Raw genomic sequence first — 13,484 nt, 5'->3', positions numbered from 1 at the left:
ACGGGGAGGGGTTGCGCCTACGGCGGGCCCTCTCCGCACCCCGCCCCTTCCCGTCACCGGGGCTCCGCTCCGGGCCCCGCTCCTCAGGTGCCGGAGAGGCGTGAGGAGCTGGGGAGGCAAAGCCGCCCGAAGAGGGCTGGAGGGGGCTGGTGTCTGTGCTCGTCAGATCTCCGTCAGGCGGCCGGCCGCCACCTCGACGCGGCGGGTCGTGCGGACCGCTTCCAGCATCCGGCGGTCGTGCGTGACCAGCAGCAGGGTCCCGGTGTAGGAGTCGAGCGCCGACTCCAGCTGTTCGATCGCGGGCAGGTCCAGGTGGTTCGTGGGCTCGTCCAGCACCAGAAGGTTGACGCCCCGGCCCTGAAGGAGCGCGAGTGCCGCCCGGGTCCGTTCGCCCGGGGAGAGCGTGGTCGCCGGGCGCATGACGTGGTCGGCGCGCAGGCCGAACTTGGCGAGCAGCGTGCGGACGTCCGCGGGCTCCGTCTCCGGGACGGCCGCGCAGAACGCCTCCAGGAGCGACTCCGAGCCGTGGAACAGCTTCCGCGCCTGGTCGACCTCGCCGACCACCACACCCGACCCCAGGCTCGCGTGCCCGGAGTCCAGCGGAAGGCGGCCGAGCAGTGCGGCGAGCAGAGTCGACTTGCCGGCTCCGTTGGCGCCGGTGATGGCGACCCGGTCCGCCCAGTCGATCTGCAGTGAGGCCGGGCCGAACGCGAAATCGCCGCGGACGACCTGGGCCTCGCGCAAGGTGGCCACCACCGAGCCGGAGCGGGGCGCGGAGGCGATCTCCATCCGCAGTTCCCACTCCTTGCGCGGCTCGTCCACCACGTCGAGACGTTCGATCATGCGCTGGGTCTGGCGGGCCTTCGCGGCCTGCTTCTCACTCGACTCGCTGCGGAACTTGCGGGCCATCTTGTCGGAGTCGGAAGCCTTGCGGCGGGCGTTCCTGACCCCCTTGTCCATCCAGGAGCGCTGCATCAGGGCGCGGCCTTCGAGCGCCGATCGCTTGTCCGCGTACTCCTCGAACTCCTCACGGGCGTGCCTGCGGGCCCGGTCGCGCTCCTCCAGATAGGCCGCGTAGCCACCGCCGTACAGGTTGATCTGCTGCTGGGCGAGATCGAGTTCGAGGACCTTCGTGACCGTGCGCATCAGGAACTCGCGGTCGTGGCTGATGACGACCGTGCCGGCGCGCAGCCCGGAGACGTACCGCTCCAGGCGTTCCAGACCGTCCAGGTCCAGGTCGTTCGTGGGCTCGTCCAGCAGGAAGACGTCGTAGCGCGACAGCAGCAGCGAGGCGAGTCCCGCGCGGGCTGCCTGGCCGCCGGAGAGCGCGGTCATCGGCAGGTCGAGTCCGACGGTGAGGCCGAGGTCGGCCGCGATCTCCTCGGCCCTCTCGTCCAGGTCGGCGCCGCCCAGGGCGAGCCAGCGCTCCAGCGACTCGGAGTACGCGTCGTCGGCGCCGGGCGCCCCGTCGACGAGGGCCTGCGTGGCGGTGTCCATCGTGGCCTGGGCGTCGGCGACCCCGGTGCGGCGGGCCAGGAACTCGCGCACGGTCTCACCGGCGCGGCGCTCCGGTTCCTGCGGCAGGTGGCCGACCGTGGCGGTGGGCGGGGAGAGCCTCAGCTCGCCCTCCTCCGGCTGGTCCAGCCCGGCGAGCAGCCGCAGCAGCGACGATTTACCGGCGCCGTTGACTCCGACGAGACCGATCACGTCACCGGGCGCGACCACGAGGTCGAGTTCGGCGAAGAGAGTGCGGTCGCCGTGGCCGGCGGCGAGATCCTTGGCGACGAGAGTGGCAGTCATCAGGGTGCCGATCCTAATCGGCCGCCCGGCCTCCCCGGGCAGTCAGGCCCGCCGGTGGCTCGCGGTGGCGCCCGGGTGCGGCCTTCAGCCGTGCACCACGGGCGCGGCCAGAACGCTTCCCGTCGTGCGTGCCACGAGGAAGGAGCGGCCCTTCACCGATCGTGCGTCCAGTGCGATGCGGTGCTCGCCCGGTTCGAGGAAGCCGCTGAACACCTCCTGGGCGTGGGTGCGGGACAGACAGTCGATGCGGTAGGCGACCAGGCCGACCCGGCACGCCGATGTGACCTCCACCGTGGCCGTGCCGTTCTCGGCGTCGAGCCGGACGAGTCGGCGCTGGGCGGGCACGCCACGGTCCAGGGCCTGCTCGAGCTGGGCGACGAGCAGGGGGACGACCGGCGCCAGGGCGTCGACGTACGCGATGGGGGCGCCCGCCCGTTCGAACGCCTGCCGCACGGCGGTGCGCTCGGGCCCGGTGACGGCGGGGCCGAAGGCTACGGCCCGGTAGGCGCGAAGTTCATCGGCGGTCACCCGGTCGACGTCCGCGGCGATGTCGGCGCCGATGCCGATGGTGCGCAGCGCGGCGGCGAGCCGGGCCAGGACGGCGACGCGGGCGCCGACGAGCAGGACGCGGCGGGCCTCGGGGGCCTGCGGCGAGGCCCCCGCGTCGGCCGGCGGGAGGAGTTGTTCCAGCTCGCGGCGGTACTGCTCGCCGTCGAAGCGGTACGGCCCCATTCCCTGGTAGCCGCCCTGCTCGAGGTCGACGGACTCGTGTGTCTGCCAGGCGAAGTCCCGCCACACGACGTCCGTCCCGTCGCGTTCGATGACGGCGGTGACCGCGCCGCATTCGAGCGTCTCGCATTCGGGGCAGCCGTAGATCACATGACGTCCGCCGGCGAGCGGTGCCTCGGCTTCGAGCAGCAGCCGGCGCACCTGGGTGGTGAGGATCGCGGGCGGGACGTCGGAGGCGAGCGGGGAGACCGCGTCGAGGTCGGAGAGACGGAACAGCAGCGGGCGGCCGTCGACGAGGAAGTCCATGAAGTCCCGGTGCACCTGGTGGTCACCGTTGGCGAGTACACCGCCGGCCCGCATGGCGGGTGCCAGACCGAAGGTCGCGTACGGGGCAGACATGATCCAAGTATTCCTGCCCGGAGGCCTTTATGAGCACGTCATGGCAGATTTCCGTTAACGTCCGTCCATGAGCGCAGAGATGGCGGGCAGGGGCGGCGGGGCGGCAGTATCTGACGTGATCGTGGTGGGCGGTGGGGTCAGTGGTCTCACCACGGCGATGGTGCTCGCGGGACGCGGTCACCGGGTCCGGGTCTGGTCCGCGGCCCCGGCAGCGGCCTCGACGTCGGCGGTCGCGGGCGCCCTGTGGTGGCCCTACCGGATCGAGCCGCAGGACCGGGTGGGCGACTGGTCGCTGGCGTCGCTGCGGTGGTACGAGGAGCTGGCCGCCCGTCCTCGGGAGACCGGTGTACGGCTGGTCGAGGGGGTGCACAGGGGCGAGCGGCTCGACGCGCTCGGGCCGTGGGCGGGGCAGTTGGACGGTGTGGTGGAGACGGCCGATGGGCTGCGGTGCCGGCTGCCGCTGATCGACATGCCCGTCCATCTGCGGTGGCTGGAGGAGCGGGTCATGGCGGCGGGCGGCTCGCTGGAGCGGCGGTCCGTCTCTTCGTTCGCCGAGGCGGCCGCGGAGGCCGCGACGGTGGTCAACTGCACGGGGCTGGGCGCCCGGGAGCTGGTCCCCGACTCCGGGATGCGGCCGGTGCGCGGTCAGTTGGTGCTGGTGAAGAACCCCGGGATCGAGGAGTGGTTCACCGAGGCCGATCCGGCGTCGAGCGAGACGACGTACTTCTTCCCGCAGCCCGGCCGGCTGGTACTCGGCGGCACGGCGGGGGCCGACGACTGGAGCACGGTGCCCGATCCCCGTACGGCACAGGAGATCGTGGCCCGTTGCGCGCGGGTCCGCCCGGAGATAGCCCGGGCGCGGGTCATCGGGCACCGGGTGGGGCTGCGGCCGGCCCGGGACGCGGGAGTGCGGATCGAGGCCGAGCCGCTGCCCGGCGGCGGGCGTCTGGTGCACAACTACGGGCACGGGGGCGCGGGCGTGACGGTGGCCCTGGGGTGCGCTGAGGCGGCGGCCCGGCTGGTGGGCTGAGCCGCCGCGTGCCGCGCGCGACCCGATTGCGCCGCGCCGCCTCCGCGCGTGAACCGGCTCAGCCGTCGGCGGGCGTGGAACCGCCGGGCTTGTCGTGCCGCTCGGTGGTGATCTGGCTGCCGCCGGGCCCGATCCGGATCTCGAAGTCGCCGTCGTACTTGGCGTGCCCCTCGATGACCGCGGACTCGACGGCTTCCACACCGAACTCGCGGCGCACGATGAGCGGGTCCTCGCGCAGGTCCCGCATCAGGGCCACGCACATGCCGATCATCACGATGGTGAAAGGTGCGGCCACCAGAATCGTCAGGTTCTGCAGACCCGCCAGCGCATCGCCCTTGCCGTTCCCGATGAGCAGCATGATCGCCGCCACCGCTCCGGTGACGACGCCCCAGAAGACGACGACCCACTTGGCCGGTTCGAGGATGCCCTTCTGGGAGAGGGTGCCCATCACGATGGAGGCGGCGTCCGCACCCGAGACGAAGAAGATGCCGACCAGGATCATCACCAGCAGGCTCATCACGGTGGGGATGGGGAACTCCTGCAGCACGCCGAAGAGCTGCGCCTCCGGGGTGTCCGCGCCACCCAGGCTGCCGGCCTCCTGGAGCTTGATCGCGGTGCCGCCGAAGATCGCGAACCAGACGAGGCTCACGGTGCTGGGCACCAGGATGACTCCGCCGATGAACTGGCGGATCGTCCGGCCGCGGCTGATCCGGGCGATGAACATGCCCACGAAGGGCGTCCACGAGATCCACCAGGCCCAGTAGAAGACGGTCCAGCTGCCGAGCCACGTGGCTACTTCGCCCTCACCGGTCGCCTCGGTGCGTCCGATGAGCTGTGGCAGATCGCCGAGGTAGGCGCCGATCGAGGTGGGCAGCAGGTCGAGCACGATGATCGTGGGGCCGGCGATGAACACGAAGACGGACAGGATCAGGGCGAGCACCATGTTGATGTTGGACAGCCACTGGATCCCCTTCTCCACACCGGAGATCGCCGAGGCGACGAAGGCGACGGTCAGCACGGCGATGATCAGCACGAGCAGCCCGGTCCCCGTCTTCTCCTTCCAGTCCAGCTCGTGGAACCCGCTGCCGATCTGGAGGGCTCCCAGCCCCAGCGAGGCGGCCGAGCCGAAGAGCGTGGCGAAGATGGCGAGGATGTCGATCAGCCGGCCGAAACCGCCGTGGGCGTGACGGGCGCCGATGAGCGGTTCGAAGACCGCGCTGATGGTCTGCCGCCTGCGGCGCCGGAAGGTGCTGTACGCGATGGCCAGCCCGACCACCGCGTAGATCGCCCAGGGGTGGAGCGTCCAGTGGAAGAGGGTGGTGGCCATCGCCGTCTGCATCGCCTCGGCGGCGTCGGCGGGGCGGGTGCCGGGCGGCGGGTCCACGAAGTGCGCCAGGGGCTCGCTGACCCCGTAGAACATCAGGCCGATGCCCATACCGGCGCTGAACATCATCGCGACCCAGGACACCGTCCTGAATTCCGGCTCCTCGCCCTCCTGACCGAGGGAGATCTTTCCGTACCGGCTGATGGCGAGCCAGAGGGCGAAGACCACGAACCCGGAGGCGGCCAGCATGAAGGCCCAACCCCCGTTGTGGATGAGGCCGTTGAGCAGAGTACTGGAGACGTCCTCCAGCGAGTCTGTGGCCGTGGCCCCCCAGACCACGAAGGCGAGGGTGAGGACCGCGGTGACACCGAACACCACCCGGTCGGTCGTGGGGCGCCGGCCCTGGGTCGGATCGCCGGGCAGATCCGCCGTCACCGACAGATCCCCCCTGCCGCCCGTTCTCTGATCGTCCTGCGACACGAATGGCACCTTTCACGGAAGCTGGAATTTCGCTCTCCGTAGGCAGTACCACACGTGGTGTGCATCTCCTGGGATCAACAAGCGGTATCGGCTTGACCGTTTGTGAGGTGATATGTCGCCCGATGGTCCAGGAGGAGGGGGATCAGTCTCCGGGCGGGCTGCCGCAGGGACACATACACACCGTCACCGTCGGGCCGGGACGTGACGCCGTGCAGGGCCAGTTCGTCCCGGGCTCCGGCGTAGTGGTCCGCCGTGAGCCGGTAGCCGCAGGGCGGGTCGGCGAGGATGCGGCCCGGCTCCGCCGCCTCGTTGTCCGCTCCCCCCAGGTACACCGGACCCCGGTCGGCGGACCCTGCCGCGCGCGACCGTGCGGTGGCGGCGCGGATGCGGTCGTGCTCCTTGTCGGCATACGCGAAGAGCGCTGCGAGCGCGACGCGTTGGGACCGCACGCGACGGCGCTGTCCCAGGGCGGGATCGGCCCGTTCGGCCTCGGAGAGCGGATCCGCGCGGGATTCGACGAGGAGGCCGATCGCGTGCTTGAGGGCCGCCGTGTTGCGCAGGATGCGCTCCTGTCCGTCGCCTGCGGTCTGTCCGAGCGGTACGCCTGTCACGGGGTCGGCCCGGACTCCGTAACGACCGCTGCTGAATCCGGCGTCCAGCGCCGCCGGGCGCACGTAGCGTTCGACGAGGCGCTCGGAAGCGTCGTGCACCCGTTCGTCGGCGTTGAGGTTGCGGGGCCAGAGGGCGTAGAGGTCCTTGGCGTAGTAGGGCGGGGTGGCGCGGTACTCGTGCAGGTCCTCGATCACATCGGGAGTGCGGTCCCTGATGACCGTGGCGAGGGCGCGGCCCTCGGCGGTACGCAGGGCGATGTGGTCGCGGTTGATGTCCAGTCCGTCGCCGTTGCCGCGGGTTCCGGCGGCCAGGCCGTCGGGGTTGGCGGTGGGCAGGACGAGGATCTCGGTACGGGAGAGGAAGGCAAGGGTCGCAGGATCCGTGGCGTAGGCGAGGTCGCGGATCGTCGTCAGGCAGGCTTCACGCCCGGCGGGTTCGTCGCCGTGCTGGCTGCAGACCAGCAGCACGGTGAGCGCGGCCGGCCGGCCGCCACCGATCCGGACGAGGCGCAGAGGGCGCCCCTGCCGTGTCGTGCCGATCCGGTCCACGGCCACCCGGTCGCTGTGGCGGTCCGCGGCGGCGAGCAGCGACCGTTCCTCGTCCGCGCCGGTCCAGCGCGCCCCGGCGGCGGACTCGAAGCCGGTACGCGGCGGGGTGTGGGCCGCCTCGGATGGCGCGGTGACCAGGGGAACGGCGAGTGCGGCAGCGACGGCTGTCAGGGTGAGGTTTCGGATGCGGCGGGAGCCGGAGGGCCTGCGTGGACCGCTCGGCTCGTGGCCGGTCATCGGTCGCGGCCGCTCGACGAAGCGGGGCGGCCACGGACGGGAGCGCTCGGCTTGCGGTGCATCACCGGCCGCTGTCCGCCGCGTCCCTGGGACCGCCTGCGGGCGTGGTCACGACCGGCCCGTTCGTCGGACAGACGCCCAGCACGCGTATCGGCATGCGCGGAAGGTATCCCGGACGGCGTCGCGCGCGACAGACCTGCGCGGGGTTCGGTGCGCGGCCGGGTGGCATGCCCGGGGTTGGACGCCCGGCCGAAGGGCCTGCCCGGGGGCCGGCGCCCCGCCCGGCCGTGTGCCTCGTTCCTCGGCCGCCACAGTCACGTGGGCCGGCTTCCGGCCGTTCGCAGGGGTCGTCGGGCGGCCAAGTCACCTTGCGAACCGCGCGAGATGACAGACTGCAAAGATGATCGATTACCTGCCTGCCGGCCTGACGGCCCGGCACCTTGCCGAGGACGACCATCCGCGGGTGCTCGCCGTCCTGGACACGTGGTGGGGTGGCCTCAAGGGAGAGGCGGGGTCGGCCGAACGTGCGCTGCTGTTGCCCCGGCTGTACTTCCAGCACTTCACCACCACCAGTTTCCTGGTCGAACGCGACAGTGGCGAGGTCGCCGCGTTCCTGGTCGGCTTCCTGTCGCAGACGGAACCCGAGACCGCCTATGTGCACTTCGTCGGCGTCGACCCGGCGCTGCACGGGCAGGGTGTCGGGCATGCCCTGTACCGCTCGTTCTTCGCGCTCGCCCGGTCCCATGGGCGCCGTTACGTGCACTGCATCACCAGCCCGGAGAACACCGCGTCGCGGGCCTTTCACACCCGGCTCGGCTTCACCGCCTCCACCGTGAAGCCGGACTACGACGGCCCCGGACTCGACCGGGTGGCGTTCAGCATCGACCTTGCCGCCGGTCCGGTGACCGCCGCTCCGTAGGGCCACGGCGGCCGGGGTGGATGCGGACACCCGGCGCCCTGGACAACCACCACCATTAGGGTGAAGGCGTTCGTGCTGACCGGCCGGCGCCCGGCCGGTCACTGCCTCACCCCGCGCCTCCCAGGAGCGTCTCTTGCCCGGTCCGACCCCCGACACCCCTCCCGACGCGCGCCCCACGCTGGAGGCGGTGGCGGCCCGCGCCGGAGTCTCCCGGGCCACCGCCTCCCGGGTGGTGAACGGCGGTGCCGGGGTGCGGCAGCCTCTCGTGGACCAGGTACGCAAGGCGGTCGAGGAGCTCGGCTACGTTCCGAACCACGCGGCCCGGACCCTGGTGACCCGGCGCAACGGGGCGGTCGCCGTGATCATCGACGAACCCGAGGCCCGGATCTTCTCCGACCCCTTCTTCTCCCAGCAGATCCGTGGGATCAGCCGTGAACTGAACGCCCACGACGCACAGCTGGTCCTGCTGCTGGTGGAGGGCAGCGGGGACTTCGAGCGGGTCACCCGCTACCTCGCCGGCGGCCATGTCGACGGGGTGCTCGCCTTCTCGCTGCACACGGACGACGAACTGCCCTCGGTCCTGCGCCGGTTCAGGGTGCCGACCGTGTACGGCGGCCGACCGGTGCGGCCGGGCGGCGCCGCCGCCGACCTCGCGGTCCCCTATGTGGACTGCGACAATCGCGGCGGTGCGCGGGAGGCCGTGCGCCACCTGGTCTCGCTCGGCCGCCGGACCATCGCCCACATCGCGGGCCCGCGCGACCAGACGTCGGCGCTCGACCGGATAGACGGCTACGCCGACGTACTGCCCGACGGCGATCCCGCCCTGGTCGCGGACGGCGACTTCACCACCGAGGGCGGCGCCCGCGCGATGGCCCGACTGCTGGAGCGGCGGCCGGACCTGGACGCCGTGTTCGCGGCCAACGACCTGATGGCCTCCGGCGCGCTGAGGGTCCTGCGCGAGCACGGGCGCAGGGTGCCCCAGGATGTGGCCCTGGTCGGTTTCGACGATCTCGATTCGGTCGCCGAGGCCACCGATCCTCCACTGACGACGGTCCGTCAGGACGTCGAGGGGATGGGAAGGCTGATGGTCCGGCTCCTGATGGAGAGACTCAACGACGCGGGCTCCGGCACCGATTCGGTGATCACGCCGACCGAGCTGATCCATCGCGCCTCGGCATGATCCCGCCGCCCGGCGGCCGTTGAGCCTCCGTGGGCGGCGCCCCGTCGCTCAGCGGGCTCCGCGCCTCCGTTCCTCCCGGTACGCCGCCCGGGCCCGCCGGGCCCGCGGCAGGTAACGCAGCCGTTCCGGCAGCACCGGGACGACCACCCGCACCACGGCGCAGAACCGCCGCAGCCTGCGCTCCTGCGCATCCGTCCACTCCAGGCCGATCGCCTCGCGCGCCTCCGGCGGCATGAGCCCCACGGTGAGGAAGGTGCGGAATCGCGCCAGCGGCACGAGCAGCACCGGCCACAGCGCCCTCAGCGCCACCCTGAGGGCCACGGGCCCCCGGTCCGGAGGCGGCACGGCGGTGCCGGTGGCAACGAGTTCCTCGACCACGACGGTCCGCTCGATCTCGTCGGCGAGCATGCCGCGGTAGTAGGGCCAGAACTCCTCGACCGTCCGCGGCATGTCCCTGTCGTGGATCCCGAGCACCCGCCCCACCTGGAGCCACTCCCGGTACAGCGCCCGCTCCTGCTCCCGGCTGAGCGGGCGCAGGAGATACCCCGCCCCGTGCCGGTACACGGGGAAGCCGGTCGCGTGCACCCATGCGTAGTTCGCCGGTGACAGGGCGTGGTAGGGGCGGCCGCGGGTGTCGGTGCCCTGGATCGTACGGTGCAGCCGGCGGAGCCTTCGCCCCTCCTCCGCGGCCTCCTCGCCCCCGTACACCCAGAGCTGGAGCGAGCTCAGGGAGCGTTCCCCGCGGCCCCAGGGATCCGTACGGAAGACGGAGTGCTCGTCGACGCCCGCGGCGACCGCGGGGTGGGCGACCTGGAGGGTGAGGGCGGCCGGCAGCATCAGCAGGGCCCGGACGTCGCCGGACAGACTCCACAGCACACCGCCGGGCGGGGGCGGTACGGGACCGGCGGCCCCGGCTCTCTCGCTGCTCATCTGGTGCTCCCGACGGTCGACGGGCGCACGGGACGGCACCCGGCCCCCGCGTGATCCAGTATGCGAGCGCGTGGGCGGTCGTGCGCACCGACCCTCGGCAGGCACTGCCGTCGGCAGTGTTGACGGAGCTCGTGAAACAAGTCGATAGTATTTGTAACTTTGACTCCCCGACCGAATGCACCATCACATCCCTTGCGGAGCAACCCAGTTGGTCCGCACAGAAGCGACAGTCCCGCCATGGCGGTCCCGCAGGGAGTCGGTACACGGACAGGAGAGCGCACCATGGGCCGATACAGCCGACTGCACGAGATACGCCGGATGGATCCGGCGCGCGACTATGCCGAGATCCTTCGGCTGATCTCCCAGTACGAGTTCCCCTGGGACTACCGGCAGGGGGTGAGCGTCGCCTTCCTGCGGGACTACGGCGTCCCACGGATCTCCGTGCTCCTCGACCGCACCCAGGAGTTCGAACGGGCCGGGCAGAAGCGGTACGACGACACGGTGCTGATCGGGTACGAGATGGCCGCCGACGGCTTCGACTCGGAGCGCGGGCGGGCGGCCGCGCGTCATCTGAACCGGATCCACGGTAAGTACAGCATCCCGAACGAGGACTACCGCTATGTCCTCGCGACCACCGTCGTGGGGCCGAAGCGCTGGATCGACCGGTTCGGCTGGCGCCCCCTGTGCGCGCAGGAGGTCCAGGCGCTGGTGGAGACCGGCCGCAAAATGGCGGCGGTCATGGGCATCGAGGGTGCGCCCGACACGTACGAGGGTTTCGAGGCGCTCCTCGACTCGTACGAGGAGCGGATGTTCGCCTACGATCCGGCGAACCGGCGGGTGGCCAACGCCACCTTCCGCGTCATGGCAAGTTGGTATCCGCGGCCGTTACGGCCCCTGGTGGCGCGGTTCTCGCTCGCACTCCTCGACGAGCCGTTGCTGACAGCGCTGGGCTTCCGGACCCAGCCCGGCTGGGTGCGAGCCTCCGCGTCGGCGGCCCTGCGGCTGCGCGCACGGTTCGTACGCCGGCTGCCCGCCCGGCCGCGCCGGTTCCCCTCACGCCCGCAGCCCCGCTCGTACCCCTTCGGCTGGCGGCTCGACGACCTCGGCCCGCACTGGGCCCGCAGCCGCCCCCTGGAACCGCTGCCCGACGAGGCCGACGGCGCTATCCGACAGCCAGCAGCGGCACCAGATAGCGGCGGGCGAAGTCCCGCACCTGGGAGTCGTCGTCCAGCTCGAAACAGCTGACGGGGCTGAGGAGGAAGGAGACGGTGATCCGCACCATCAGTTCGGCGACCGGGGTCGGATCCACCGCCGGACGGCCCTCCGCGCGCCGGGCCTCGCTCAGACGGTCGGCCAGATAGGCGCGGATGGCCAGGAAGGCCGGCCCGCTCTCCACCGTCAGGAACGGCAGCATGGTCTCGGGCTCCAGCCTCAGCAGCCCGCCGATGAGGGGATGCTCCCGGATGTGGCGGAGCACGGCGGCGAACCCCTCGACGAGCCGGTCCTCCGTCGTCGGCAGCGCGGCCACCGCGTCGTCGACCTCCAGCAGGAAGCGGCGGTACTCGCGCAGCAGACACGCGGCGACGAGGCTGTCCTTGTTGCCGATCCGTCGGTACACGGTCACCCGGGAGACCTTGGCACGCTTGGCGACATCGTCGACCGTGGAGCGGCGCAGCCCGAAGGTCATGAACTGCTCGCGTGCGGCGTCCAGGATCTGTTCGCTCAGCGCGTCGGTAGGTGGCGGCGCGTCGAGTGCCAGGGCCAGCGCTGTCCCGTCGGTGCTCGTGGTCCGTGCCGTCATGGGCCCTCCCCGTTACGCCGTTTCCACCTCTTCCACCTCACCACAGAAGTCGATACGAAGTGACATACCCCGTATCCCTGTGACAACGCGAGCGGGGCGCCCACCGGAGTCCGCGTCAGTGGCCGAGGTCGTACACCGTCACCGAAACACCCCGGGCCACCAGCCGCTCCTCGATCAGCGGCTCGATCCGGGACCACTTCCCGCCCGCGAGCCCGCAGCCGATGCGCGGCATGTGGACCGAGGCGCCCAGCTCGGCCGCCCTGGCGGCCACCGCCGCCAGCGCCGTGTCGATCGCCTCGTACCGTACCGGGGCCCCGTTGCTGCCCGTGCGCATGCCTCGCTGCCCCACGGCGTTCGCCACCCAGATGTACGGGGTCACCTGCACGAACTGCACGGCGCCGAGACCGAAGTCGTTGCCCGCGCGCTCCCGGTGCCACGTGCGGTAGGCCGCTTCCGGTTCGGGCCAGCGGCGCGAGAGGGCGAGGACGAATCCCTTGCCCCAGCCGCCGAGGTCGTTGCAGACATGGACGATCAGCTTGACGCCCTTGCCGTGCGGAGCGGTCGCGTCGCCGTTGGTGTAAGTGATCTCGGACATGGCAGCAGGCTAAAGGCTGTCCCGCAATTCCTGGCGGGACGGCCCTCAGGCGGCCGCACTGACAACAAGCTTCTTTCACATTGCTGGTGAGACAGCAATACTGTTCCACCGGGGCGGGGGCACGCACGCCCCGCCCGCAGGCGGACACGAGGAGCAGACATGGCGACCGAGGGCGAGGAGCCGAAGCTCACCGTCGACGAACTGGCGGCGCGCGCCGGAGTCACCGTGCGCACCGTGCGGTTCTACAGCACCCGGGGCCTGTTGCCGCCCCCCGTCATCGGACCGCGCCGGGTCGGGCACTACGGGCGCGACCACCTCTCCCGGCTGGCGCTCATCGAGGAGCTCCAGCACCAGGGCATGACGCTTGCCGCCATCGAACGCTATCTGGAGCAGTTGCCGCCCGATCTGAGCGCCCACGATCTCGCGATCCACCGGGCCCTGGTGGCCTCGTGGGCGCCTGATGCGGCGGAGGACGCGACCCGCGCGGAACTGGAGCGGCGCGCAGGGCGGCCGCTGGACCCGCAGGACATCGAACGGCTGGCCGCGATGGGGGTGCTGGAGCGGGCCGATCCGGGGGACGGCGTGTTCCGGGTGGATCCGGGGCTCCTGCGGCTCGGCGTGGAGCTGCTCGACGTGCCGATCGCGCACGAGACCATCCTCGCCGCCCGTACCGTCCTGCTGGAGCACACCCGCTCGGCCGCGCACGAGCTGACCCGGCTGTTCCGGGACGAGGTGTGGGGTCCGTACCGGCAGCGGGAGTCGGATCCCGAGCACGTCAAAGCGATGAAGTCGCTGTCCGCTCACATGCAGCCCCTAGTGCTCCAGGCGCTCGTGACCGCGTTCCAGCGCTCGCTCAAGGAGGAGCTGCGGGCCGCCTTCGCGGCCGAGTAGCACCCTGAC

12 protein-coding genes are annotated in these 13,484 nt (G+C 71.6%); 5 read left to right on the top strand and 7 right to left on the bottom strand.

Features of this window, described 5'->3' with window-relative positions; all coding sequences use genetic code 11:
• Positions 1 to 162: 162 nt before the first annotated feature.
• Together ABZ434_RS13655 and ABZ434_RS13650 are read right to left on the bottom strand one after the other, a co-directional pair.
• Positions 163 to 1,800, bottom strand: coding sequence for an ABC-F family ATP-binding cassette domain-containing protein (locus tag ABZ434_RS13655; RefSeq protein ID WP_359135125.1), 1,638 nt, complete (start codon positions 1,798 to 1,800; stop codon positions 163 to 165).
• A gap of 84 nt (positions 1,801 to 1,884) precedes the next feature.
• A complete protein-coding gene (locus ABZ434_RS13650) occupies positions 1,885 to 2,928 on the bottom strand; it encodes an oxidoreductase (RefSeq protein ID WP_359135123.1) in 1,044 nt (347 codons plus the stop codon).
• A 67-nt stretch (positions 2,929 to 2,995) separates the two neighbouring features.
• On the opposite strand from ABZ434_RS13650, the gene ABZ434_RS13645 reads away from it, so the two are divergent.
• A complete protein-coding gene (locus ABZ434_RS13645; protein WP_359135121.1) occupies positions 2,996 to 3,958 on the top strand; it encodes an FAD-dependent oxidoreductase in 963 nt (320 codons plus the stop codon).
• Positions 3,959 to 4,016: 58 nt separating this feature from the next.
• On the opposite strand, the gene ABZ434_RS13640 is transcribed toward ABZ434_RS13645, so the two are convergent.
• Complete coding sequence (locus tag ABZ434_RS13640; RefSeq protein ID WP_359135119.1) at positions 4,017 to 5,762, bottom strand: BCCT family transporter; 1,746 nt, start codon at positions 5,760 to 5,762, stop codon at positions 4,017 to 4,019.
• Between the two features lie 74 nt (positions 5,763 to 5,836).
• The gene (locus ABZ434_RS13635; protein WP_359135117.1) at positions 5,837 to 7,159 is read right to left on the bottom strand and encodes a M14 family zinc carboxypeptidase; all 1,323 of its coding nucleotides are present in this window, start codon (positions 7,157 to 7,159) and stop codon (positions 5,837 to 5,839) included.
• 400 nt (positions 7,160 to 7,559) lie between these two features.
• On the opposite strand from ABZ434_RS13635, the gene ABZ434_RS13630 reads away from it, so the two are divergent.
• A complete protein-coding gene (locus tag ABZ434_RS13630) occupies positions 7,560 to 8,078 on the top strand; it encodes a GNAT family N-acetyltransferase (protein WP_359135115.1) in 519 nt (172 codons plus the stop codon).
• Positions 8,079 to 8,211: 133 nt separating this feature from the next.
• Positions 8,212 to 9,258 carry a LacI family DNA-binding transcriptional regulator gene (locus ABZ434_RS13625; protein WP_359135113.1) on the top strand — a complete coding sequence of 349 codons (1,047 nt, stop codon included), beginning with the start codon at positions 8,212 to 8,214 and terminating at the stop codon, positions 9,256 to 9,258.
• 48 nt (positions 9,259 to 9,306) lie between these two features.
• On the opposite strand, the gene ABZ434_RS13620 is transcribed toward ABZ434_RS13625, so the two are convergent.
• Positions 9,307 to 10,188 carry an oxygenase MpaB family protein gene (locus ABZ434_RS13620; protein ID WP_359135111.1) on the bottom strand — a complete coding sequence of 294 codons (882 nt, stop codon included), beginning with the start codon at positions 10,186 to 10,188 and terminating at the stop codon, positions 9,307 to 9,309.
• A gap of 282 nt (positions 10,189 to 10,470) precedes the next feature.
• Here ABZ434_RS13620 and ABZ434_RS13615 point away from each other — a divergent pair, with 282 nt between their 5' ends.
• Positions 10,471 to 11,433 (top strand): oxygenase MpaB family protein, encoded by a 963-nt coding sequence (locus ABZ434_RS13615; RefSeq protein ID WP_359135109.1) that lies wholly within the window; start codon positions 10,471 to 10,473, stop codon positions 11,431 to 11,433.
• Here the strand turns inward: ABZ434_RS13615 and ABZ434_RS13610 are convergent.
• On the bottom strand, positions 11,351 to 11,989 hold the full coding sequence (locus ABZ434_RS13610; RefSeq protein ID WP_359135107.1) for a TetR/AcrR family transcriptional regulator: 639 nt from the start codon (positions 11,987 to 11,989) through the stop codon (positions 11,351 to 11,353). The genes ABZ434_RS13615 and ABZ434_RS13610 overlap by 83 nt on opposite strands.
• A gap of 115 nt (positions 11,990 to 12,104) precedes the next feature.
• The gene (locus tag ABZ434_RS13605) at positions 12,105 to 12,584 is read right to left on the bottom strand and encodes a macro domain-containing protein (RefSeq protein WP_359135105.1); all 480 of its coding nucleotides are present in this window, start codon (positions 12,582 to 12,584) and stop codon (positions 12,105 to 12,107) included.
• A gap of 159 nt (positions 12,585 to 12,743) precedes the next feature.
• Here ABZ434_RS13605 and ABZ434_RS13600 point away from each other — a divergent pair, with 159 nt between their 5' ends.
• Positions 12,744 to 13,475, top strand: a complete 732-nt coding sequence (locus ABZ434_RS13600) for a MerR family transcriptional regulator (protein WP_359135103.1) — start codon at positions 12,744 to 12,746, stop codon at positions 13,473 to 13,475.
• The last annotated feature ends 9 nt before the right edge of the window (positions 13,476 to 13,484 follow it).

This window comes from Streptomyces sp. NPDC005761, assembly GCF_040630635.1.
In the GTDB taxonomy this organism is placed as follows: Bacteria; Actinomycetota; Actinomycetes; order Streptomycetales; family Streptomycetaceae; genus Streptomyces.
Note: the sequence above shows the minus strand (reverse complement) of the source record. Positions and strands in the feature narration are given on the sequence as shown.

Excerpts from the sequence above, each read along its gene's own strand:
- ABZ434_RS13655 (WP_359135125.1), bottom strand. The coding sequence starts at position 1,800 with ATGACTGCCACTCTCGTCGCCAAGGATCTCGCCGCCGGCCACGGCGAC.
- ABZ434_RS13650 (WP_359135123.1), bottom strand. The coding sequence starts at position 2,928 with ATGTCTGCCCCGTACGCGACCTTCGGTCTGGCACCCGCCATGCGGGCC.
- ABZ434_RS13645 (WP_359135121.1), top strand. The coding sequence starts at position 2,996 with ATGAGCGCAGAGATGGCGGGCAGGGGCGGCGGGGCGGCAGTATCTGAC.
- ABZ434_RS13635 (WP_359135117.1), bottom strand. The coding sequence starts at position 7,159 with ATGACCGGCCACGAGCCGAGCGGTCCACGCAGGCCCTCCGGCTCCCGC.
- ABZ434_RS13630 (WP_359135115.1), top strand. The coding sequence starts at position 7,560 with ATGATCGATTACCTGCCTGCCGGCCTGACGGCCCGGCACCTTGCCGAG.
- ABZ434_RS13620 (WP_359135111.1), bottom strand. The coding sequence starts at position 10,188 with ATGAGCAGCGAGAGAGCCGGGGCCGCCGGTCCCGTACCGCCCCCGCCC.
- ABZ434_RS13615 (WP_359135109.1), top strand. The coding sequence starts at position 10,471 with ATGGGCCGATACAGCCGACTGCACGAGATACGCCGGATGGATCCGGCG.
- ABZ434_RS13610 (WP_359135107.1), bottom strand. The coding sequence starts at position 11,989 with ATGACGGCACGGACCACGAGCACCGACGGGACAGCGCTGGCCCTGGCA.
- ABZ434_RS13605 (WP_359135105.1), bottom strand. The coding sequence starts at position 12,584 with ATGTCCGAGATCACTTACACCAACGGCGACGCGACCGCTCCGCACGGC.
- ABZ434_RS13600 (WP_359135103.1), top strand. The coding sequence starts at position 12,744 with ATGGCGACCGAGGGCGAGGAGCCGAAGCTCACCGTCGACGAACTGGCG.